This is a genomic window from Psychrobacter sp. 1Y4 (assembly GCF_051847555.1).
In genome coordinates, this window is the sequence record NZ_JBPYDE010000003.1 from 85,628 (window position 1) to 108,161 (window position 22,534).

At 40.8% G+C, this 22,534-nt stretch carries 19 protein-coding genes; 12 read left to right on the forward strand and 7 right to left on the reverse strand.

Annotated features, from left to right (window positions below; translation table 11 throughout):
• Nucleotides 1-175: 175 nt before the first annotated feature.
• The gene (gene sppA / locus ACS8FC_RS03175) at nt 176-1,237 is read right to left on the reverse strand and encodes a signal peptide peptidase SppA (RefSeq protein WP_439260549.1); all 1,062 of its coding nucleotides are present in this window, start codon (nt 1,235-1,237) and stop codon (nt 176-178) included.
• A gap of 202 nt (nt 1,238-1,439) precedes the next feature.
• Nucleotides 1,440-4,409 carry a ComEC/Rec2 family competence protein gene (locus ACS8FC_RS03180; RefSeq protein WP_439295855.1) on the reverse strand — a complete coding sequence of 990 codons (2,970 nt, stop codon included), beginning with the start codon at nt 4,407-4,409 and terminating at the stop codon, nt 1,440-1,442.
• 359 nt (nt 4,410-4,768) lie between these two features.
• Here ACS8FC_RS03180 and ACS8FC_RS03185 point away from each other — a divergent pair, with 359 nt between their 5' ends.
• On the forward strand, nt 4,769-5,344 hold the full coding sequence (locus ACS8FC_RS03185) for a DUF2062 domain-containing protein (RefSeq protein ID WP_299216703.1): 576 nt from the start codon (nt 4,769-4,771) through the stop codon (nt 5,342-5,344).
• A 41-nt stretch (nt 5,345-5,385) separates the two neighbouring features.
• Here the strand turns inward: ACS8FC_RS03185 and ACS8FC_RS03190 are convergent, their stop codons facing one another.
• The 3 genes from ACS8FC_RS03190 to ACS8FC_RS03200 all read right to left on the reverse strand — a co-directional run bounded on the left by ACS8FC_RS03190 (nt 5,386) and on the right by ACS8FC_RS03200 (nt 7,782).
• On the reverse strand, nt 5,386-5,694 hold the full coding sequence (locus tag ACS8FC_RS03190; protein ID WP_439295856.1) for a hypothetical protein: 309 nt from the start codon (nt 5,692-5,694) through the stop codon (nt 5,386-5,388).
• 75 nt (nt 5,695-5,769) lie between these two features.
• The gene (lolD, locus tag ACS8FC_RS03195) at nt 5,770-6,450 is read right to left on the reverse strand and encodes a lipoprotein-releasing ABC transporter ATP-binding protein LolD (RefSeq protein WP_299216709.1); all 681 of its coding nucleotides are present in this window, start codon (nt 6,448-6,450) and stop codon (nt 5,770-5,772) included.
• 96 nt (nt 6,451-6,546) lie between these two features.
• A complete protein-coding gene (locus ACS8FC_RS03200) occupies nt 6,547-7,782 on the reverse strand; it encodes a lipoprotein-releasing ABC transporter permease subunit (RefSeq protein WP_439295857.1) in 1,236 nt (411 codons plus the stop codon).
• Between the two features lie 504 nt (nt 7,783-8,286).
• Between ACS8FC_RS03200 and ACS8FC_RS03205 the strand changes: the two genes are divergently transcribed.
• Nucleotides 8,287-9,273: a hypothetical protein gene (locus ACS8FC_RS03205; protein WP_439295858.1), complete on the forward strand. Its 987-nt coding sequence runs from the start codon at nt 8,287-8,289 to the stop codon at nt 9,271-9,273.
• Between the two features lie 168 nt (nt 9,274-9,441).
• Here the strand turns inward: ACS8FC_RS03205 and ACS8FC_RS03210 are convergent, their stop codons facing one another.
• Nucleotides 9,442-9,831, reverse strand: a complete 390-nt coding sequence (locus ACS8FC_RS03210; RefSeq protein WP_299216718.1) for an SCP2 sterol-binding domain-containing protein — start codon at nt 9,829-9,831, stop codon at nt 9,442-9,444.
• A 1,035-nt stretch (nt 9,832-10,866) separates the two neighbouring features.
• Between ACS8FC_RS03210 and ccoN the strand changes: the two genes are divergently transcribed.
• The 6 genes from ccoN (at nt 10,867) to ACS8FC_RS03240 (ending at nt 16,774) form a co-directional block, all read left to right on the forward strand.
• Nucleotides 10,867-12,348 carry a cytochrome-c oxidase, cbb3-type subunit I gene (gene ccoN, locus ACS8FC_RS03215; RefSeq protein ID WP_299216721.1) on the forward strand — a complete coding sequence of 494 codons (1,482 nt, stop codon included), beginning with the start codon at nt 10,867-10,869 and terminating at the stop codon, nt 12,346-12,348.
• Nucleotides 12,349-12,357: 9 nt separating this feature from the next.
• A complete protein-coding gene (gene ccoO, locus ACS8FC_RS03220) occupies nt 12,358-12,996 on the forward strand; it encodes a cytochrome-c oxidase, cbb3-type subunit II (protein ID WP_299216723.1) in 639 nt (212 codons plus the stop codon).
• Nucleotides 12,996-13,175 (forward strand): cbb3-type cytochrome oxidase subunit 3, encoded by a 180-nt coding sequence (locus ACS8FC_RS03225; protein WP_299216726.1) that lies wholly within the window; start codon nt 12,996-12,998, stop codon nt 13,173-13,175. The genes ccoO and ACS8FC_RS03225 overlap by 1 nt, the downstream gene beginning before the upstream one ends.
• Entirely contained in the window at nt 13,175-14,332 is a 1,158-nt protein-coding gene (gene ccoP, locus ACS8FC_RS03230) for a cytochrome-c oxidase, cbb3-type subunit III (protein WP_439260823.1), read from the forward strand. Before ACS8FC_RS03225 ends, ccoP begins: the two co-directional genes overlap by 1 nt.
• A gap of 341 nt (nt 14,333-14,673) precedes the next feature.
• Entirely contained in the window at nt 14,674-16,083 is a 1,410-nt protein-coding gene (gene ccoG / locus ACS8FC_RS03235; RefSeq protein ID WP_439260539.1) for a cytochrome c oxidase accessory protein CcoG, read from the forward strand.
• A 103-nt stretch (nt 16,084-16,186) separates the two neighbouring features.
• Complete coding sequence (locus tag ACS8FC_RS03240) at nt 16,187-16,774, forward strand: FixH family protein (RefSeq protein ID WP_439260537.1); 588 nt, start codon at nt 16,187-16,189, stop codon at nt 16,772-16,774.
• A gap of 110 nt (nt 16,775-16,884) precedes the next feature.
• On the opposite strand, the gene ttcA is transcribed toward ACS8FC_RS03240, so the two are convergent.
• The gene (ttcA, locus tag ACS8FC_RS03245) at nt 16,885-18,015 is read right to left on the reverse strand and encodes a tRNA 2-thiocytidine(32) synthetase TtcA (RefSeq protein ID WP_439260822.1); all 1,131 of its coding nucleotides are present in this window, start codon (nt 18,013-18,015) and stop codon (nt 16,885-16,887) included.
• A 328-nt stretch (nt 18,016-18,343) separates the two neighbouring features.
• Here ttcA and queC point away from each other — a divergent pair, with 328 nt between their 5' ends.
• From queC to ACS8FC_RS03265, 4 genes are all read left to right on the forward strand, one after another.
• Complete coding sequence (gene queC / locus ACS8FC_RS03250; protein ID WP_439295859.1) at nt 18,344-19,141, forward strand: 7-cyano-7-deazaguanine synthase QueC; 798 nt, start codon at nt 18,344-18,346, stop codon at nt 19,139-19,141.
• Nucleotides 19,142-19,461: 320 nt separating this feature from the next.
• Complete coding sequence (locus ACS8FC_RS03255; RefSeq protein WP_299216741.1) at nt 19,462-19,791, forward strand: hypothetical protein; 330 nt, start codon at nt 19,462-19,464, stop codon at nt 19,789-19,791.
• 164 nt (nt 19,792-19,955) lie between these two features.
• On the forward strand, nt 19,956-20,453 hold the full coding sequence (locus ACS8FC_RS03260; protein WP_439260534.1) for a peroxiredoxin: 498 nt from the start codon (nt 19,956-19,958) through the stop codon (nt 20,451-20,453).
• Between the two features lie 532 nt (nt 20,454-20,985).
• Entirely contained in the window at nt 20,986-22,470 is a 1,485-nt protein-coding gene (locus ACS8FC_RS03265; RefSeq protein ID WP_439295860.1) for a dihydrolipoyl dehydrogenase, read from the forward strand.
• Nucleotides 22,471-22,534 lie beyond the last annotated feature (64 nt).

A 22,534-nucleotide genomic window follows, 5' to 3' on the forward strand; every position in this document is an offset into this window, starting at 1 on the left:
GACAGGCTCTCACTAATTCTTATAGAGGTTTGGTGCTCTTAAAGGCTCGGTACTTGATTTAGTAATTTATTTATAATTTAAACTGACTATATAACTGAGGCTGAGCATAGTTATATGCTCAGCCTCAACAATCATACACATTAAATATAATCCGTTCAAAATGAAAAAAGAACGTTTAACGCATCTCGATATTACCATCCTCTTGTGGCAATACATCAAGATTGATACTCGAGCCTACGCCTGCACCAAGCTTAACTGCGAAGCGATCCATGAATAGTTGGAACGGATCTAGTGGCGTGTAATTTACCACGTTATCTAATTCTAAATCTTTTTCTAAACTTGCAATGCTACCTGATCGGTCTGCCAGTCCCAGTGCGATAGACTGCTCACCGGTCCAAAACAGCCCCGAAAACAAATTGTTGGCCTCAGGGTCTTTAAGACGATCGCCGCGACCCTCTTTGACTGCATTAATAAAGTGCTTATGCGTATTATCAAGTACGTTTTCAACATGCTGTGTCTCAAACGTAGTAAGCGGACGCGACAAGCTTAAAATATCTTTGTACTCGCCTGCGGTGATGGTACGATCGGACACGCCTACTTTGTCCATTAAGCCTTCAATATTATAGCTTGGCATGATGACCCCAATCGAGCCTACTAAGCTTGATGGATTGACATAAATCTCATCTGCAGCAGATGCAATATAATAAGCGCCTGACGCACCAATATCACCAATCACCGCATAAAGCTTTTTGTCTGGATACTGCTGACGTAAGTTCATCATAGTTTGCCAGATCTCATCTGATTGTACCGGAGAGCCACCAGGTGAATTTATATCAAGTGCCACTGCTTTTGAGTTGTTATTTTCAAAAGCACGCGTCAACGCTTTACTAATATCGTAAGCATTTGCAGGATCGGCGTTACTTATCGTACCTTGTAGCTCAACCACCGCTAAATGCGGCTTACTGGTATCAATTCCTTCTAGCCCAGATGGCGCATCGTTACTACAGCTACGGCCTATCGTTAAGAATAATAACAAGATATAACCAAAGGTAAGTAGCTTAAAAAAGATGCTCCAACGCCTTGAACGGCGCTGCTCTTCTACACTGGCTAATAAAGTTTTTTCAATAAGACGCCATTCTTGTCCATTTGGCTGATTAGGCGATGTTTGTTGCAATGGTACCGGCTGATTTTCTAAATTATCAGGACGTTTGTTAGGGTCTGGCGGCCAGTTGGGCATATAACTTCCTAGGTAAAAAGCAATCTAAAACAAGTAAAAATGAGGATAGAAAATAAACACGATAAAAATTTGCATACATGAATGATTAGTATGACTAGGTCATTAAGTATGGTGGTATTTTACTCATGGTTCAATAGTGAAAACGTGAAATATCATTATACTACGATGTTGATAATAGGTATTGGCCGTATCGGTATCGTTTTTATGGTAAAGCATCAAAACGTAGCGCTATCTCTAAAGTTTTGCGATCGTATGTGATTATCTTATCAATCTGTTGTCGGCTTAATGCCTCTGTAGTTACCTGAGATGTACTGTGACCAAGCCACTGCGTAGGATAGTTTATGCTGGTACTATATGCAAACGAATCAGCTGAGCACAGCAAGGGCCACATTTGCCAGAGGTGATGGTGAGTGTCTGCATTTAAGACCACACGTGCTTCAAATGCCCCATTTCGATGGGTAGTTTTCTGACTGGTCTTTGATATCGGTGTAGGTGGAATAAACGTTTGAGAATCTGCCTGTAATGACTGCTGTGGATTGTTAGCATCATATCGAATGACACGAATGGGCTGTTTGCTAGCAATCGCTATAGTACAATCCCAAACGCTACTATCATCGATATCACGCCAGCCTGTCATTGCTTGTAATGCCATATCTTTATTGTCTAGCTGCCATGTTTTGCCTTGCTCACAGCTTTGAGCGGTAATAGTAGTTGCTCGCGCAGATTGTTTTTGCTCTAAGTATAACTGCTGATAAGCGGCCCAGCGCTCATGGCGTCCTGCTTGCCAGTACTGATTAATAGGCATCCTTTGATTTAATTGTAAGACACTCATCGGTAGTAGCTCAGATTTTTTTATATTGCTTTTAATCTTGCTATTGTTTTGTTTAGAAGAAAGAGTGTCGGTCAATATCGGTACACTGGTTTGTATGACAACACCTTCTAACTGGTCAATCGATAACGTTCCCAGCTGTTGTGCTAAGTGAGCAGTTATATCATCTGCAGTCATTGTGCTTGGCATCGTCCTGTTACCATAAGGTCGGTGGTCTGCTAAAAATAGCCAGTAAACAGCGCCTGAAACTGGCGCTCTTTCATTATTATTTTTAACATGACTACTGTTATCTATGTGTTGACGTACTATAGGATACTGCAATACCGTCGCGCTCAAATACTGATCGCCAGTTGGTAGCACGTATAAGGTAGGAGCTGTTACCAAGGACTGCTGATTGGCATAAACCGTCATCACTAACAAGCTTAGAGGTGGTAACGCCAGCCCGCGACTGATAAGCCCGCGTGGTAGCAACCATGGCATCATAACCAGTAGCGCCATCAGCAATATAGCCATATTCACTGACGTATACAGCCATGCGTCTGATAACGCTGGTAATGAAGTCAGCCATGCTATCAGCTTATGCAGGCTTGCAACTATGATACTTACCAATGCCCAAATACTATCTGCTACAGTAGGTAATAAAAGATAGCAGAGCCCTGCTAACAGATTCAAAGGTACGATGACCCAACCGAATAAACCGATAGCAAATAGGTTGATGAACAGCCCCCACAGCGAGGCTTTGCCAAACAATAACAACGTAATAGGCAACAATGCGATAAATAACCAAAACTGCAATTTAAATACGCGTTTACCAGTTAGCCCTATTTGGGTCAGTAAAGTACTACTTATATGGTTGTTATCAGTAATGTCATGACGATGCTGCGCTAAAGCTACGTTATCTCGCTGATATGATGTGTCGTCATATTTTAATAATAATGCCACCGCGACAAACGATAGCCAGTAGCCTGCTTGCCATAATACATAAGGATCAAACCAAGCCATGAGTACTGCTATCGCAAGTAACACACGCATGGTACTAATAGGCAGTAGCGTTAATCGCACCAACCCTATTGCTAGTAGCATCCATGCGGTACGGACAGCTGGTACATCAAATCCTGTAAATAACGCATAGATAAAAGCAACACCAATCATGACCCACCAACGTACCTGCCAGCGCGGTATATTACGATACAGCGCTGGCCACTGGTGGTTTACTAACCAAACTGCGGCACCTGCGAGTATGATGGCCAAAAACAAAACATGCGTGCCAGAAATGGCTAACAGATGCGAGATACCAGCCAACTGGTATAGATCCTTGGTCTCGTGATTGATTAAACTACGATCACCTGTCAGTAAACTTAACGTTACTGCTTTGGCTTGCTGCTCTGCTGTCGTTTGCTGCAGCCAATCTGCATAAAAATGCTGACGCAGCTGCCAACGCCACTGGTCAACATGAGTGCGCAAACTGTTAAGAAATGAGTCAAATGCGGCATTTGAAGCAAGCATTGTCGATGAGCTATCTAACACTCTGATAGGCTCGCCAGTCGCCATAATAGTAGCCATACCATCGATATGACGTCCCCGTAACCAGCGATAGCTGTCGAAACCTGTTGGATTGTTGAGTGTTTGTCCAGAGGTGACTAGAGGTACAAGCTTTAAAGTCATGAGCAACTGATCACCAGGCTGTAGACCATTAAGATCAATTGTTTGTGTGTTACCAGATGTTCGCTTAGGATAAGCACTGAGAAGCACACGATGCTCTAAGTTTTTGTCATCATTTATGTCTTTATTATACAAACCTTTACTACTTAGGCTATTATTAATATAGCTTAACGTTTGCGCTTGTAAATCCTGTGAAGTTAATTTGGACACCAACGGCTCAACTAATTGCAACGTTGCCACTTGTCGATAGCCACTATTTATTTCAGAATCATATACACTATCGCTAATGCCCTTGATGGTCACCCACGCACGTACCTGCATAGGCTCGGTGATTTTTGTCGTCTCTGCTTGCTGATAGGCAGACAATGCTTGCAGGGCACTTCCAAAAACCAGCACACTCGCTATGATCGTCATCAGTAGATAACGGATAAACTTAGAAGATATCGTATGATTTTGTGTTCGACGTTTATGAAGGGAGTAGTTGCTTATTGACGGCAACGCTGCACTGCGCTGGAGAAGAAAAAGGAAAATAATCGCTGTTACGATCAACAAGAGCCAAATAAGAGCGCTTGCTATAGACAAATCAAATGCTAATAACCTATCTTGAGCAAAGTCTACCGTCCCTATTGATAATGTGCCTACCATCGCTATAATGATTGAGATGCCAATCGTCCAATACATCAGCACTCCTTGCATGACGGCTTATTAAATATACACTTAACCACTGACGATGTTCTATCCACAACCTTCTACATAGAAGAATAGATAAAGTCGAAAAGATAGCGATCAATCAACTTTTATCATACATCATTTGTTTGGTTGTTTATTAACTAACATTAGACGACTAAATACCGATGATAGCATTATTAACGGTATTACCCTATACTATTTATCATATCGCGATTGCCTTTATTGATAGCCACTCGTCCTATTTTTTTATCAACACTTTATCTTTACTGACAATGTTTTATCAAAATTGTCGAATATCAAACGCTTATGCTCTACTGAGTGAACTGTAGATAACGATCAAAGGCAAACCTGTGCCCCAAAAACGTCTTAAAAACCTCCTACCCACGCCTGAAAAAATACTAGAGAGCCGCTCTTTAAAGCTGTTTGCGCCGCATTTGGCTGATCCTCGTTTATGGCAGTTTAATCGTCATAGTTTGAACAAAGCGGTTTATATAGGGGTACTTAGTGCATTTTTCCCCTTGCCAGGACAGATGCTGTTGGCTTTGATTGGTGCACTTATTTTTCGTGCTAACGTACCCATGGCGCTTGGCCTAACGTGGATTACCAACCCTCTTACTACCCTACCTATTTTTTATGCAGGTTATTACGTTGGTGCCCATATTATGGGTGAGCCCATGATTAGCTTACGGGTAATCGGAAGGATGATTGCTGATTTTAGCTTGTGGGTACTTGCAAATGGTGCCAATCCCTTTGTTACTTACCGCGGTACAGTATCGTTGACGGCATTTTGTTTAGGACTGGCGTTGTTGGCAGTAATTACTAGTATTATTTGTGGTTTAACCTTTAAAGCAATTTGGCGCTATAAAACAGTGACAAGCTGGCAAAAGCGTCAAAAAGAATCTTCAGATAAACCACCAAAGACGTAGTAGAACTCATCTGTATTGAGTGAGTTATACTTTTAAAAGCACTACCCTTCTTCTTGGTCTTTGTTTATAGCATCAACGACTTGGTCAGTAAAACTGTTATCCATCATTAAAATCTCTATTACTTCTTTATTTTTAAGTAATGTATAACGCTTCCCTGTAGCGCTATCTCGAGCTTTTAAATCATAGTCAGCACCAGCAAGCGTAATGGCGTCAAAAGCGGGGGTCAATAGCTCTATTTGAGCCTGTCGATCGATCGTTTCAAACAGCGTTGGGTCAATATAATCTTTTAGCGGATTATTGCCTTCTTCAGCGCTACCAAAATCAGAAACTGGATCTTTATTATCAGTCATAATATTTATCCTCATAAACTTTGCCAGACTTTAAATTATATAAATATAATTTGCTATCGGTACATGCCCAGCGGCTTAATACTCAGCCCAATGGCCATTTCGTAGCAATAATTGCCGATCAGCCAATGCAGCCAGATTACGATCATGTGTCACCATTAGTAGCGCTGTTTGCATCGTACTTTGTAATTCTGACAGCAAACCAAAGACAGATTGAGCATTGTCATAATCCAAGTTACCAGTCGGTTCATCCGCCAATATAAGCGATGGTTTAGTCACCAAAGCACGGGCAATAGCCACGCGTTGACGCTCACCCCCTGATAACTCTCCTGGTCTATGATCTAAACGATGACCCAAACCCACGTTTTCTAACAGCTCGACTGCTTGCAGACGCGCGTCTGTTGTAGAAACTTTTGGCCGCATTAATAAAGGCATGGCGACGTTCTCTACCGCAGTGAATTCTGCCAATAGATGGTGAAACTGGTAGATAAAGCCTAAATACTGATTGCGCATGGCGCCGCGCTGCGTCTCATTCATATGATTTAAGCACTTACCATGCAACCATACTTCACCATCAGTTGGTGTATCTAAACCGCCTAATAAGTGCAGCAAAGTACTCTTACCTGACCCGCTTGTACCAACGATAGCGATGCGCTCGCCTGCATTGACAGATAAATCCAATCCGGTCAGCACTTGCGTATGCACTGCACCCTCATCGTATACCTTACTAATGTTGCTTGCCTCTAAAATGGCCGCCATACCGCTTCCTTCACTCAAATTTTTGTCAATCAAACGCTGACACTTAAAAGTCTATAATTATATTTTTATACTGCTGCCGTATAACCGTGAATGTTACTACTCATAACGCAATGTTTGGGCAGGTTGAATTTTGGCTGCCCGGCGTGCAGGATAGATAGTGGCCAAAAAGCTCAAAATAAACGATGCGCCAGTGATTAGTACAACATCAACCAAGCGTAGCTGTGATGGTAAGTAGTTAATAAAGTAAGCATCGAACAGATTTAGACCAAAGCTTTGATTAATCCAACCTAAAATATCGCTAATACTTAAGGCAAAAACAACCCCAAGCACAGTACCAGCGACGGTACCAATGACCCCGATGACCACACCTTGCACCATAAATACTTGAGTAATCAGACGCGGAGAGGCACCAAAAGTCTTTAAGATAGCGATGTCTGCTTTTTTGTCAGTGACGAGCATGACTAAGCTTGAGACGATATTAAAGGCGGCGACAAGGATAATTAAGAACAATAATAAGCCTACCATCGCTTTTTCCATCTGAATGGCGCCGAATAGATTGCCATGAGTCTGTGTCCAGTCATTGGGGTACAGTTGTTCTGGCGCAATTGCCGCCGCTTTTTGCGCGGCCATCGGTGCATTAAATAAATCATCAAGCTTCATACGAATACCTTGCGCGCCCTCAGGAAGACGCAGCAATTTAGCAGCATCATTCATCGGAATAAATGCCATCAAGCTATCCACTTCTGGACTAATACTAAAAATACCTGTCAAAGTAAAACGCTTAAAGCGCGGTATGACACCAGCTGGCGATGGTGATGCTTCTGGTAGCACCAACGTGACCTTGTCGCCAATATTCAAACCAAGAGACTGTACCATCTCCTCGCCCAACACAATACTAAAGTCGCCACCTTTTAGAGTATCAATGCTGCCTTCAGTCATATGCTCATTAATGATTGAGACATTTTTTTCGTACTCAGGATCGATACCTGTGACCATAATACCAGCAACTTGACCATTAGAAGTCAGCATACCTTGCAACTGTATGAATGGTGCGACTGCTGCAACTTCTGGATCTTCTTGAATACGTTCAGCAAGCTGTTTCCAATCACCAATGACCTCAGGTGACGTCACAGTCGCTTGTGGAACCATTCCCAAAATACGGGTCTTTAGTTCGCGATCAAAGCCGTTCATCACTGATAGCACGGTAATCAATACCGCTACTCCAAGAGTTAGACCTATCATTGAAATGAGCGATATAAAAGAGATAAAGCGATTACTACGCTCTGCTCGGGTGTACCGTAAACCGATAAATAATGCTAAAGGACGAAACATATTCAAACTCTTTATTTTATCTAGGTGAGCAACTGTCATATAAGCACACTAACGTAAGCCAACAAGCTTTCCGTGCTTAACAAGCAACTGAGCCAGTACTGGTCATGCTTATATGAATATAACGCAGACATATAAACATGGTTTTAGACGTCCCAATCGTGGCTACCAAAAAAGTGGATAGTTTGACACAATTTTTCTAATATGTGCCAGTCATTCGTAAAAACTGCAGGTCTTTTTTCATAAAATACAGCGCTTCGTTATTATTTTTTTATGAGGGGCTTGCTATTAGTTGCGTCTATACCTATATATTGTATGCTAAGGACAATTGTCATTAACCCATCATTGTTGTTTGTTGACCCATTGCTGCTGCGCAAACATAGCACAATATTGAGAATGTATATAATATATTGCTTAGGTATTGGCTTACTGTGTTAGTAACAAATAAAAGCTTTTTGCGCTATTTGGCGTCCAAACTCCATGGCAGACTTAAGTTTGAGTATTTTCATGACTATTAATTATCAATATAAAAACGTACAATCTCCGACCAAAATTACTTTAACAGACGATCAAACGGCAGGGCACGCTGATCATTGGCGTATTTTGACTGATGATATGAGTCGTGATGTGCCAGAGTGGCTACAAAAAATGATTGAACAAGCGACCATGCCCAAGGGCCTTAATGCTAATGCGAGTGCTCAAGACGCTTGTTTGCTACTGTCTGAGGATCAGCCTTGCCATATCAATCAAGTACTTGCCATGAAAGATGGCAAACCTGAATGCTTTATTAACGCCTATCCATGCGTCAATGGTCCCTATGGACTGACTTGTACGATTGAGCGTATGATTGTCAGTGACAGCTCGCATGATGCAGTATTACGCCTGCGTAGTGTTGATGGCAGCATTATTTATGCTTTTGATCAGCTCTATACGGCCAATTGCCACTTATATCAACAAAGCACGCCTTATTTTGTGAATTTTAGCGCTTGGGCTCACGAAATCTCGATCAGCGATCAAGAGGAAGTCATTATGGTCGAGGATCAAGAAGCGATTCGCTATCATCGCGCTTTTAACGATATCGTTGCGGCCAATGATGGACAAGTACCAGAAGACATTCAAGAACAGATTAAAGGTTGGCAACCAGAAACCAAAGAACAGATGGCACCAGTAGAGATTAACTTGGGTCATATGTGTGCTTATCTATTTGGCGATACACTCGGCCAAGAAGACGAAGCATGGTGTCAGGGGCAAGTTATTGGCAAACAAGAAACGACGTTCAATGACAAGCCTATTATTTTGTTCGATGTGGTTATATTGCGTGAGCAGGATGCAGACCCATTTGTTGTGCGTATCGGCGCTCTGAGTACGGCAAGCACAAAGGCCATCAAAGTAAATAATTATGTTCAAGCAAATATCTGGCTACAAGCAGCGATTTATAAAGAAAATCAGGACTCTAAAAACACAAAAGTACAAATACAGACTCAGGCCAGCTGATATCTTTATAATAGTCTAAACAGACACACTGTCTACAACCGACATCTGGCACAAATAAAAAGCCTCTAATTTTAATTAGAGGCTTTTTATTTAAAGGCTTTTACTTACAGACTTTTTATTTCAGGCCAAAGAGTAACATCATTTACCTGACACCGTTTGACCAGTGCTCTAAGCCATAGTAGTCATGGACTTAATCTTTTTAAATAGCTCTTTTTGTTCTGTGCTTGGACGAGCAGTTTGTAATGCCATCAACTGTGACATATCCCCTTCAACACGAATCTTACCCCCCATAAAAGCACCCATAATCTCGTTCATGTCAAAATCTGTGATGATAGATTGTAAAGTATCACGATCAAGTAGCAGCGTAGTAGTAGCATTATCATTTAAACCTTGGTGAAGTAAGCCGTCTGAAAAACTGGCTTCGATATCTTGCTCAGCATCAGAAACTTTTAAATTGATAACCATGTCTGCCAATGCTGGTGGTAAATTCAACTCACCAGCTTCATTCCCTAACTGCGCTACCTGCTCAAACCATGCATCCGTCAAAAAAACTGCCATATTATTATCCTGTTTACGTTAAAAAGTTACGATTAATGTCATTGCTAATATTGCTGCGTGTCATTATGGCGTGATTTTATAATAAGTAAAACCCAAAAATATGAGATTTTTTTGAATTGTAACAAATGCTAGTATGGTTAGGTTTGTTTAAGACCGTCGCTGATCAACATAATTTAGTGCTTCACACTCAGTTTTAGCTTCTATGAAGCTTATAAGAAAAATCCTTATGTTTTGTATTGATATATTAAGGTTTTTTGTTATGATGAGCGCCGATGACTTTGAATAACTACATGTCATATAAAAGTTGTTGCTTTAATAAGCCAAAACAGTTACATAAGATAAAACGTTGATAAACTTCAAAAAATGTTCTTAACATATCTACTTTGTAAGCGTATCATAAGTTAAATCATATGGTTAGCGGCAGATAAGTTAATAGTATTAATAAAGATGTATGATGAAATTTAACACTATTGAACAATAGGGTAACTAGGTTAATTACTCTTTACTGTCAGATTAGAGCTACATCTATTTTTATCATAAATATAACGTTTTACAACCCTTTTACTTAGCCATAAGTAAAGGTTGTTAGCCGTATGGTTTACCAAAGAGTTTGTATTTTGACGCATAGTTCTGATGATATTTTATTAAGATTGCGTTACAATACCTTAAACAGAATCAGGAATTTTAACTAAATATTACGTCAATATGTTTTTGTCAGCCGCCGCTCGCATACCTCTATCATTCACGCTTTGTAAAATAGATGTTTAATGCCTAAAGTCGGTTTGTTTTTGCATTAACTGTAACGATATATTAATTGCCTTAGTCTCGCTGAATAGTAGTCGTAAGCCTTGTTTCTTTTGTGCCATCATTACTAATCAATCCCCTGCGAAAAGTTTAATAAAGTAGTTAATAAACCCTTACGGTAATAGGTGAGTCGGACAATATCATGTGTCACGTTCATTATGTTTTATCATATACGTAACGTGGAGCGTTAGTTAGTTCTATTGATAATTCGGGCTGTAAAGGAATCATCCAATGAGTTTACAAAACACAGCAGTCGCCCCAGTTGACCGTGAATACGAAATTACTATCGTAAGGTTTTTTACGATTATGGCCGTTGCATGGGGCATCGTCGGCATGAGTCTTGGTGTGTTCATTGCTTCACAGTTGGCATGGCCAGCACTTAACTTTGACATTCCATGGCTGACCTTTAGTCGTTTAAGACCGCTACATACCAATGCGGTCATTTTTGCGTTTGGTGGCTCTGCCCTGTTCGCAACCTCTTACTATGTCGTTCAACGTACTTGTAAGACAAGACTATTTGCCCCCTATCTGGCTTGGTTTACCTTTTGGGGTTGGCAAGCGGTGATTGTATCCGCTGTAATCACCCTCCCTTTAGGTTTGACCTCTACTAAAGAGTATGCAGAGCTTGAGTGGCCAATTGATATTTTGATTGCTTTGGTATGGATCTCTTATGCCATTGTCTTTTTTGGCACCCTTATCAAACGTAAAACGTCACATATTTATGTGGCTAACTGGTTTTTTGGTGCTTTTATTATTACGATTGCTCTACTGCACATCGTAAATAGCATGGCCATTCCTGTTAGTGCATTTAAGTCTTACTCGTTATTTGGCGGTGCAACTGATGCGATGGTGCAATGGTGGTACGGACATAACGCGGTAGGTTTTTACTTGACAGCTGCCTTTCTTGGAATGATGTATTATTTCGTTCCGGTACAGATTGGTCGTCCGATTTATTCGTATCGTTTGTCTATCGTTCACTTCTGGGCGTTAATTGCTTCATATATGTGGGCTGGTGGTCACCATTTGCATTATTCAGCGCTTCCAGATTGGACGCAGTCTTTAGCAATGGTATTCTCAATCATCCTATTTGCACCTTCTTGGGGCGGTATGATTAATGGTGTGCTTACGCTATCAGGTAGTTGGGACAAACTGCGTACGGATCCGATTATTCGCTTTATGATTGTGGCACTGTCATTTTATGCAATGTCGACGTTTGAAGGTCCGATGATGTCGATTAAGACAGTCAACGCCTTATCGCATAACACTGACTGGACGGTCGGTCACGTACACTCAGGAGCACTTGGCTGGGTGGGTATGATTACTATCGGTTCATTATATGTATTGTTACCACGTATTTATAACAAACCAAAAATGTACTCAATCAGTTTAATCACTACGCATTTTTGGCTTGCGACTGCAGGGACAATTTTCTATATCGTATCAATGTGGATCTCGGGCATCGGTCAAGGCATGATGTGGCTTGCAACTAACCCTGACGGTACTTTGGTATATAGTTTCGTTGATACGGTTGAGTTTTCACATTTCCCGTATATTGGTCGTGCTTTTGGTGGCTTCTTATATGTATCAGGTATGTTTGTTATGGCATATAACTGCTATAAAACGCTCAAGATGCCAGAAGGTAAGCCTGTAGATGTCGCAGATCCAACGGATCATGAACCTAGTGTCGAAAAACCATCGACAGCTAACGTATAAGGAGCGATCATGGCTGGTACACCGCATGAAATTATTGAAAAAAATACAGGCTTGTTGGTCATCGGTATCGTTATTGCTATTAGCTTTGCAACGCTAGTTGAAATCGTACCACTAATTTATGATAACAAAGGTCCTGAGGATGGTGGGGTCAACGCTCCTCTTCCTGCTATGGAACCATGGACTGCATTAGAATTTGAAGGTCGTGACATCTATATTCGTGAAGGTTGTCATGTTTGTCATACGCAAATGGTTCGCCCGTTACGTGCAGAAGTTGAACGTTATGGACCCTATTCACGTGCTGCTGAGTCTACGTGGGATCATCCCTTCTTATGGGGTTCAAAGCGTACTGGACCTGATTTGGCTCGTGTTGGTGAACGCTACTCTGATGACTGGCAAAAGCAGCATTTAATCAATCCGCGTTCGTTGGTACCTGAATCTGTCATGCCAGGTTTCCCATGGCTTGCAACTAATGAAGTTAATGGTGATAACGTTCAAACTAAGATGCGTCTATTCCGTGATCGTTTTGGCGTACCTTACACTGAAGAAGACATTGAAGGTGCTCCTGATGCGGTACTGGGTGCCACAGAGCTTGATGCTTTAGTCGCCTACTTACAGCAATTGGGTACAGCGATGGAAGGACAGCGCTAATGAGTATTGGTGAACTACAGACCATTGCAACGGTTGCCGCCTTTATCGCTTTTTTGGGCGTTGCATGGTGGGCGTATTCGCCAAAAAACAAAAAACGCTTCGAAGAAGATGCACAACTTGCGCTTGATGATGAGGACAAAGAATCCTCATCTGACCAGCCGCGCAATAAGGATGAATGATGACATTTTTTTGGAGTTCTTGGATCACTATACTGAGCTTTGCGTGTTGGTTAGGTATTCTCGCAGTTTTACTAATGGTACTAAAGTATAAGCCAGAAGTAGAAGAGGACGGCACTACAGGACATGAGTATGATGGTATTCGAGAATACGACAAACCGCTACCCAAATGGTGGCTAGTAATATTTTTTGGTTCTATTGTATGGGCGGTCGCTTATTGGATATTTTTTCCAGCGATGTTCCCAAAACACTGGGACGGTATTGCAACAGTAGAAGTTGATGGCGAGACTGTACCATGGACTTCTCACAATGAGTTAAATAGTGAACTTGAAAGCAACAATAAAGTATTTACCGATAACTTTGAAAAAAGTATTCTGGTAAAAGCTGATGCCACTGATGCCGCTCAGACTTTAAGTGAGCTATCAGAGTTACAGAATACTTTGAAACGTAGTGACAACCCACCAGCGGATTTGCAATCTAAGATTGATGAAAAAATTACTGATCTTGCGCCTGCAATCGAAAAACTGGCACAAAACCCTAACGCACTAAAAGTAGGTAGCCGTTTGTTCCTGCAAAACTGTGCAGTGTGTCATGGGTCAAACGCTAAGGGTGCAACAGGTTATCCTAACTTGACGGATAATGACTGGTTATATGGTGGTGATGCGGCAAACCTACTCACCACGCTACACAAAGGCCGGGTTGGTGGTATGCCAGCATGGCGTGATCAGATTGGTGAAGAAGGCGTTCGCGCAGCTTCTGAGTATGTTCTATCATTATCTGATAACAACGGTCATAAGGACAACGGTGAGCTGGATAAAACTTTAGTCGCCCAAGGCGAGTCTATCTATGATGCGAACTGTGCTTTATGTCACGGTAAAGATGGCAAAGGTATGATTTCAACTGGTGCGCCTAATTTGACTGATAACATTTGGCTGTATGGCGGTGAGCGTGAAACTGTTCGCGATACCCTACGCTATGGCCGTGCAGGCGTCATGCCTGAATGGGAAACCAAATTGGGTAATGAGCGTATTATGCTTGTAGTATCTTATGTTTATTCATTATCAGACAGATCAGCAGCTACCAAGAACGGCGCTAATGTGACAGCTGCGGCTTCTATGCCAAAAGCGACCAATAGTGTTCCAGCAGTCAGCAGCAATTAAGTTCTTAATTATCTAGTCTGATTAGTAATGAGCGTTAACAAAGGAGAGCTGTTATGACGGCTCTCCTTTTTTAAGTTTAAACATTCATAATAAAAATATTTTATATTTGTATAATGATTGTTTTTTGAGCCTATCGCCTCATTTATACTAAGGTAAATGGTAAAATAGTCAGTATTTAAACCCGTTATTTACAATCAATCATTTGGTAGTTGGGCAGTTTTTTTATGCCATGTTTATGCTTTAACTACTTACTGACATTGATAACAATGCTAAGCTTTGCATCACTTTATGTATGTTACCCATGCCAGCGAACTGATTCTTTTTTTTAAAGAGGCAAGTTTATGTCAGCACCACAACCTAATAAAATCCCAGTACAACAAATAGATCTTGATGCGACAAAGCATCGTATACATCCTCGATTCGTCACAGGTTTTTATCAAAATATTCGTGTCATCAGTATGTATGCGTTTTTAGCGTTATTTTTAATTTTACCTTGGTTGCGTTACAACGGTAGGCAAGCAATATGGTTTGATGTGCCCTCACAGCACTATTATATATTCGGCATGACGTTTTTGACGCAAGATTTTTATTTTATTGCCGCGTTTGCTCTTATTGCCGCTTTTACGCTGTTTATGGTCACCGTTTATGCTGGTCGAGTATGGTGTGGTTATGCTTGTCCACAAACCATCTGGACGCATCTGTTCCAATATGTTGAGAAGTTGGTGATTGGCGATCGTAACAAGCGTATTAAGTTTGACAAAACGCCGATGAGTGCGAGCAAAGCATTTAAAAAGTTTTTGATTTATTTTATTTGGTTTGTGTTTTCGATGATTACTGCCACGACTTTTGTCAGTTATGTATCAGGAACAGAAGCGCTGTATAACAGCTGGCAGATGATAGGGTTCATCCCTTTTCCTGATTGGCCAACCTGGGTTTGGGTTTCGATATTTATTTTCGCTTTTTCGACTTATGCTAACGCCGGTTATATGCGTGAGCAGATGTGCATTCAAATCTGCCCCTATGGTCGTTTCCAAAGTGTCATGTTCGATAAAGACACTCTCATCGTATCTTACGACTATGAACGCGGTGAACCTCGCGGCGCACGAAAAAAAGGTACCAATCCAGACCATTTAGGCGACTGTATCGAATGTCAAATGTGTGTGCAGGTATGCCCTACTGGTATCGATATTCGAGACGGCCTACAAGTTGCTTGTATTCAATGTGCAGCGTGTGTCGATGCCTGTAATGAAATCATGGACAAAGTTGGCTATCCACGCGGACTTATAAGGTATACAACTGAGAGACAATTGGCTGAAAATGAGCCTAGCCGTGTCTTACGCCCGCGTTTGTTTGCTTACTTGACACTATTAACTGTGTTATGTGGGGGTCTTATCTATGCATTAACTGATCGCGTGCCATTAGAAATTGACATTCGCCGTGACCGTAACCAGCTGTCTTCTCTAACTAACCAAGGTATGATTGAAAACAGCTATATTGTGAAGCTAACCAACAAAACCCAAGAGCCTCACGCTTACAAAATATCGCTCGCACCGCAAGATGGTCTTAGCTTAGTGCTGCGTTTTAACGACGTGCCATTAGAAGCTGGCGAAAGCTTCGATATGCCTGTGAGCATTTATGGTGACCCTGATATTATTGAGTCTGGTCAAACGCCTGTTACTTTAAACGTGGTAAGTGAGGACGGTCAGTATAAAGTCAGTAAACAAAACATTTTTACGACTCAAGGCCAGTAAATACTTGAAATATAAGGTATAATCTATGATTGAGTGTCTGTATATTAGAGACTCAATCTAGGTAATAGCATATTGATCGGTTCATACATCTAATAGGTATTCTATGTCTACACCAAATTCTTCGCCAAGTTTTAAGCATCAAGATAGCCAACCATGGTATAAAAATTATATGGTGGTTATCTTTGTTATTGGTATGCCCGCTTTTGTGGTTATCGCTTGTCTTTGGTTTGTCTACTACTCTTATCAGATTCGTGACAGTGTGGTACGTGACGATTGGTATATGGACGGCAAAACGCTGTATCACGATGTATCACGCGATAAGCTGACATACGATTTAGACTTGAGTGGCAAAATGCAATTTAACTCAAATGGAGATATTACTTTTTATCTTGATTATCCACAGCAGAGCTTACAAACAGGCAAACTGTTAAATGGTAAACCACTTACCTATCCTGATACGTTAGAGCTTTCGATTTCACATGCAACAGATGTCAAAAAGGATCGAGACGTGGTGCTAGAGCATCAAGAAGGGAATAGATACAGTGCCAAAGTGGATATTGATTCAGTAAAAGCCAAATACTATTTGCAAGTGAGCAATGATGGTAAAGACGACTGGCGTATGCAAGACGTTGCAAAATTGCCTCGTCCAGAAGTCAGTTTTGATCCACTGCAAGTGTTTGCCAAAAGTTAAACCTTTTTGGACATAGTTTTCAAAATAACTCGTTTAAAACCATAAAAAACCAGCTTATTAAAAGCTGGTTTTTTTATGTACTAACCAATTTTACTTAGTTAAATAAGCAGCTAAAGAAGTGGATTAATCGTAGGGATTTTCTGTGTGGCACGGCTACTTTCTTTTCTGTTATCCAAAGCTGCTGACTGTTTATAATTATTATCAAACTTTGCATTAAAAGTCTGAGTCTTTGGCGCGACAGGCAGACCAATCTCAGCAAGACTGTCGGTCTGCCCTGCTTGGATATTATCCCCTTCAAATAGACGCTCATGGTTATCACGCTCTAAGCTTAGCTGTTCAAAATCAAATAATTCACGATCAGCTAATTGCGATGGCGCAACATTTTGCATGGCTTTAAATATCGAGGCCAGACGCTGCGGGTGCGCATCATCCCAATCGCGCAGCATATCGTTGATGATGGCACGCTGCAAGTTGGTTTGGCTGCCGCATAGATTGCATGGAATAATAGGAAATGCTTTTAAGCGGGCATACTCAATGATGTCTTTTTCTTCGACATAAGCCAATGGACGAATAAGCATATTTTGCTTGTCATCGCTCAGCAGCTTTGGCGGCATTGATTTGAGTGCACCACCATGAAACAGATTCAAAAAGAAGGTTGCTAACATATCATCGCGATGATGACCGAGGGCTATTTTGGTTGCACCGATTTGCTTAGCAAAACCATATAAAGAGCCTCGGCGCAGACGTGAACAGGCTGAGCAATAGGTCTTCCCTTCTGGCACGACGCTTTTGACAATACTATAAGTGTCTTTTTCTAAAATATAATGTGCAATACCTTGCTCATTCAAATAAGCAGGCAGGATATCCTCTGGGTAACCAGGCTGCTTTTGATCAAGGTTGACTGCGACAATATCAAAGCTGATCGGGGCAATACGCTTCAATAGCAGTAAAATATCTAACAGCGTATAGCTATCTTTACCGCCCGAAACGCATACCATTACGACATCACCATCCTCGATCATGTTGAAGTCACGAATGGCCCACGAAACCTGCCTGCGTAGCTTTTTTTGTAATTTGCGAAATAATGCAGACTCTGTAAGAGTTTGTTCGTCAGCTAAATCTTTAGAAGCAGATTCTGTAGCGATGTCATCAGCGTCATCAGCGTCATCAGCGTCATCATACTCCACACTATAAGCATCAGTTTCTAAAGTATGGCTATCTAGATGTGCTTTAGTAGACATCTTGTCAGACTCAAGCGTATTTTTTGGCGTGAATAAGGTCGCTACGGTCATAGATTACTCAGTATCTTTACAAAGGTGATTTGGCGATAAAGCAATTGATAGTAGAACAAGGTTTAATGACGTGTTACTACTAATGCACTAAAAGCAGCAGCGATTATAACAAAAAATGCTAACAGTTTGAAAAGATGAGATTAAATTGCAGGGTTTAAAGTCATAAAATTCAATACCCTTGTTATCCATATAGGTCTTATAACTTCTATGGTTATGTAATAGTAGCCATATTTTTGTTAAAATGGCTGTTTTTCGCTTTTCAATAATAGACACTACTATGACTGACATTACCTCGCAATCTGACTTTTTCAGCTCAGTATCCAAAACTCCTGCACATACGCTTCAACAAGATCAAAATGCTGTCGTCTTACTATCAGGTGGGCTTGATTCGGTCACTTGTTTGTACTGGGCAAAGGCTCGCTATGCTTGCGTCACCGCGGTAAGCTTCAATTATGGTCAGCGCCATAATAGTGAACTTGTTGCAGCAAAAGCGATTGCTAAAACTGCGGCAGTGAATCACCGCATTATTGATATTGATATTGCCCAGCTTGGTGGTTCATCATTAACCGATCACAGTATGACGGTGCCTGATGGGGATGCGGATAAATTCCCTGATAAAAAGCACGATAAGATTGATAACGATGCCATTCCAAATACCTATGTACCTGCGCGTAACACCATATTCTTGTCTTATGCGTTGGCAGTTGCCGAAGTAACGGCTGCCAATCATATCGTTATTGGTGTCAGCTCAGTAGATTATTCTGGGTATCCTGACTGCCGTCCCGAGTACATCGCCGCTTTTGAACACATGGCAAACCTTGCGACCAAAGCTGGCGTTACAGGTCATCATTTAAGCATTCAAACACCTTTGCAAAGATTGTCTAAAGCACAAACCATTGAGCTTGGACTTACGCTTGGTGTTGAGTACGGACAGACCATTTCTTGTTATCAAGCAGATAAAGATGGGCTTGCTTGCGGTGTTTGTGACAGCTGTGCGCTACGTCGTCAAGGATTTATTCAAGCTGACGTTGCTGATCCTACGCATTACCAAGCACAGTACCAACGTCCTGAGTAAATTCAAACATTTGAGTTTGCTTGTGTATTTAAGTTTATGCTTGAATGTCTTCATCTAAACACTGCTTTATGCTCAAAGCACAGACCATAAACGTGACAAACATAAGCGTAACATTTGATTGCATCAACACAGCAAGTACACAGTGTTCATTGATAGCTATAATTGTTATGGTATGAATCCTTATACCCCTACTAGATATCGTTTACAAATAACAGCATAGCCGATAGATGAAAAGCTTTTTAACAATATCTGGCTATCAACAGTATTATCCATTTAGCGTTTGTTTTATCGGCGCTGTGTTTATTTATAAGAGAGTGTATATGAAGCTATTAAAAGTACTACCCCTAGCATTAATCGGTCTGGTCGCTATGCCGCAAGCAAATGCTACTGATATCAAGCAAAACAATATTAATCAGTGCGTTACTGGTGCGGTCAAATATAAAGTCGCTGACAAGAGTACTGCCACTAAACTGTGTAACTGTACCATCGATGTACGCAGTAAAATGACGATTGGTCAGATGTGGGAAATTGAAAGCTACGCAAAAGATAAAAAAGACCCATCAGGCCTACCTTACGTAAAAACAATGCAAAAAGATTTGCAGCAATGCACTAAAGGTCTGGACTTAAAACAACCCCAAAAGCCTGCTTAAGTTATTTTTTAAATGCGTGTATTAAGAAGACTGACAATCGTCAGTCTTTTTTTTGCTAGTAAATAAACAATATACAAAATTTATCAATCGCTATTATTAATTTAACTATAATGAGTCAACTGACATCGACTATATTTTGAATTCAATAAGATGAGGAAGTTAATATGGCAAAGCCAGCAACAGAAAGTATTACCCTACCAGATTTTCCAGTAGCGATCGTTCGCAATTTAGATGGTCACTTGATTGATGATAGCATCGGCTTAAAAGAGCTTGTAGAGCATACCGACAAAGGGCTGATTCTTTACTTTTATCCAAAAGACGATACACCTGGTTGTACTACGCAGGCCACAGAGTTTACAGAACATCTACCTGTCTTTGATAAGCTTGGCTATGATATCGTTGGCGTATCAAGAGACAGCGTTGAGTCTCATAAGAAGTTCATCACCAAGTACGATCTACAAATTCCACTTATTAGCGATAGTGATGAAAAACTCTGCCAGTACTTTGACGTTATTAAAGAAAAAAATATGTATGGAAAAATCACTATGGGCCTTGTGCGTTCAGTATTTGTATTTGATAAGGACGGGACACTGACCCACGCGCAGCGCAACCTAAGAGCAAAAGGTTATACTGAGCGTTTGTTAGAGACGCTAAGTGCGTAATCACTCCGATTGATATTGCTTGAAGAACAAGTAAATGTTTAAAAAGCCTTCTTAGATTTGATAAGGACCATCGGTATTTATCAGAGCTATGAAGGCTTCTTTGTTTTTAACAACAAAAGACTATTTTTTCATAAATCCTAAATCTGGATTGTTAAAGTTGTCACACTGTCAGTCGCGTTTAACTCTTTAATAGCTTCATAGAAGCTTGCCAGCGCATCATCCACTAATGACATCTGTTTGCCATGTTGACTTAGTAAACTTAATTGTATATCAAAGCTTTTCGTAATCATTACTTTATTATTAGCACTTGCTATGAAACTTTCTGACAAGACAGAAACTATATTTATCATTCTCAATCAATATTTTTGTAAAAACATTTATGTCATCTAAGAAAATAATGACACATTTTTGCAACAGCTTGCTACGTATGCATAGGTGCATAACGTTTAGATAAGCTTTAGTATTAAAGCCCACTATTTAAAAAAATAAATCGTCAAATATAGATATAAATAATCAACTAACTGAGGATAATATGAGCAAACTGTCTGGTAACACTGACAAGAATGTCACTCTTAAGGTAGAGGTAGCAGTAATTGGTGCTGGTACTGCAGGTCAGAACGCGTTTCGTCAAGCCAGTAAAACTATTGAAAACATTGTTATTATTAATGACGGGTTTTGGAGTACAACCTGTATCCAAGTTGGCTGTATGCCAAGTAAACTTTTAATTGCCGCAGCTGATCGTGCTCATGACGCCAATCATTCTGAGGACTTTGGCATTCATGCTACGACTCAGATAGATGGTAAACGAGTAATGGAACGTGTCCGTGATGAGCGTAGCCATTTTGCAAGCTATATTAAGAAGCAAGTAGATAGCTGGCCTGAAAACAAGAAGATATCAGGGCGCGCGCATATTAATAAACAGGGTTTGATTGAAGTTAATGATGAGTTGATAAAGGCCAATAAAATTATCGTGGCGACTGGCAGCTCTCCCTATATTCCAGATGACTGGTCTGACAATCTTGGTGACACTTTATTGACGTCTGATACCGTCTTTGAGCTGACAGACTTGCCCAAATCTATAGCCGTCATAGGTGCAGGTTCTATCGGATTAGAGCTTGCGCAAGCGTTTAAACGCTTAGGCGTAGAAGTCACTTTATTCAATCGTGCTAAACGCGTTGCTGGACTTAAAGATGATGACATCAACAATAAAGCAATCGTTTGTTTAAACCGCGAATTGACCATGCATTTGGGCAGTAAGATCAATAATGTAGGTACGCAAACTGTTGAAGGAGAAGATAAGACGTCCGCCTTTATTGAGTATGAAGACAGTGCAGGTAAGATGCAGCAATGGCAAGGTGAACGTGTACTAGTCGCGACTGGACGTCGTAATAATATTGAACAATTGGGTATTGAAAATTTAGATGTTGAGCTTGATGACAAAAACCGGCCAAAACAATTAGATAAGAAGACGGGTCAGATTGGTGATCTTGATGTTTATATTGTTGGTGATGCCAATGCTAATATTCCTCTATTACATGTTGCTAGTGATGAAGGATATAGTGCAGGTAATATAGTATGCGAAAATAAGGCAGACGCTTATATACGTCCGCCAGCTATTCCCTTTTCTATTGTGTTTTGTTCACCGCAGATTGTCAACGTCGGTATGTCACTACCTGAGATACAACAGGATCCAGAGTTAGAATATGTCATCGGCCGTGTCAGTTTTGACAACCAAGGACGTAGTCGTATTATGGGTGTTAACTGCGGCCTATTGCATATTTATGCTTGTAAAAAAACCGATAGAGTTTTAGGTGCCAGTATGGTTGGTCCAGATGCTGAGTACATTGGACATATATTGGCGACCGCTATTACCAATGATATAAGTGTCAAAGATTTACTCGACACCCCTTTTTATCATCCTACTATTTTAGAAGGTCTGCGTACTGCTCTGCGCGATGTCCAGCATAAAATGGAGATACCTTATCAATCTCAAGATGCACAGGAGTATAGCTTTTAGTTGTCTGCTCAGTTACACTTTCAAATAAGAGATATGCCTTGTGCCAATCACTATTTGGACTGTT

Coding starts and splice junctions, on each gene's coding strand:
- ACS8FC_RS03265 (WP_439295860.1), top strand. CDS start 20,986: ATGAGCAAACTGTCTGGTAACACTGACAAGAATGTCACTCTTAAGGTA.
- ACS8FC_RS03210 (WP_299216718.1), bottom strand. CDS start 9,831: ATGGCAGTTTTTTTGACGGATGCATGGTTTGAGCAGGTAGCGCAGTTA.
- ccoN (WP_299216721.1), top strand. CDS start 10,867: ATGAGTTTACAAAACACAGCAGTCGCCCCAGTTGACCGTGAATACGAA.
- ACS8FC_RS03180 (WP_439295855.1), bottom strand. CDS start 4,409: ATGTATTGGACGATTGGCATCTCAATCATTATAGCGATGGTAGGCACA.
- ACS8FC_RS03190 (WP_439295856.1), bottom strand. CDS start 5,694: ATGACTGATAATAAAGATCCAGTTTCTGATTTTGGTAGCGCTGAAGAA.
- ccoG (WP_439260539.1), top strand. CDS start 14,674: ATGTCAGCACCACAACCTAATAAAATCCCAGTACAACAAATAGATCTT.
- queC (WP_439295859.1), top strand. CDS start 18,344: ATGACTGACATTACCTCGCAATCTGACTTTTTCAGCTCAGTATCCAAA.
- lolD (WP_299216709.1), bottom strand. CDS start 6,450: ATGGCGGCCATTTTAGAGGCAAGCAACATTAGTAAGGTATACGATGAG.
- ccoO (WP_299216723.1), top strand. CDS start 12,358: ATGGCTGGTACACCGCATGAAATTATTGAAAAAAATACAGGCTTGTTG.
- ACS8FC_RS03240 (WP_439260537.1), top strand. CDS start 16,187: ATGTCTACACCAAATTCTTCGCCAAGTTTTAAGCATCAAGATAGCCAA.
- ACS8FC_RS03200 (WP_439295857.1), bottom strand. CDS start 7,782: ATGTTTCGTCCTTTAGCATTATTTATCGGTTTACGGTACACCCGAGCA.
- ttcA (WP_439260822.1), bottom strand. CDS start 18,015: ATGTCTACTAAAGCACATCTAGATAGCCATACTTTAGAAACTGATGCT.
- sppA (WP_439260549.1), bottom strand. CDS start 1,237: ATGCCCAACTGGCCGCCAGACCCTAACAAACGTCCTGATAATTTAGAA.
- ccoP (WP_439260823.1), top strand. CDS start 13,175: ATGACATTTTTTTGGAGTTCTTGGATCACTATACTGAGCTTTGCGTGT.
- ACS8FC_RS03225 (WP_299216726.1), top strand. CDS start 12,996: ATGAGTATTGGTGAACTACAGACCATTGCAACGGTTGCCGCCTTTATC.
- ACS8FC_RS03255 (WP_299216741.1), top strand. CDS start 19,462: ATGAAGCTATTAAAAGTACTACCCCTAGCATTAATCGGTCTGGTCGCT.
- ACS8FC_RS03260 (WP_439260534.1), top strand. CDS start 19,956: ATGGCAAAGCCAGCAACAGAAAGTATTACCCTACCAGATTTTCCAGTA.
- ACS8FC_RS03205 (WP_439295858.1), top strand. CDS start 8,287: ATGACTATTAATTATCAATATAAAAACGTACAATCTCCGACCAAAATT.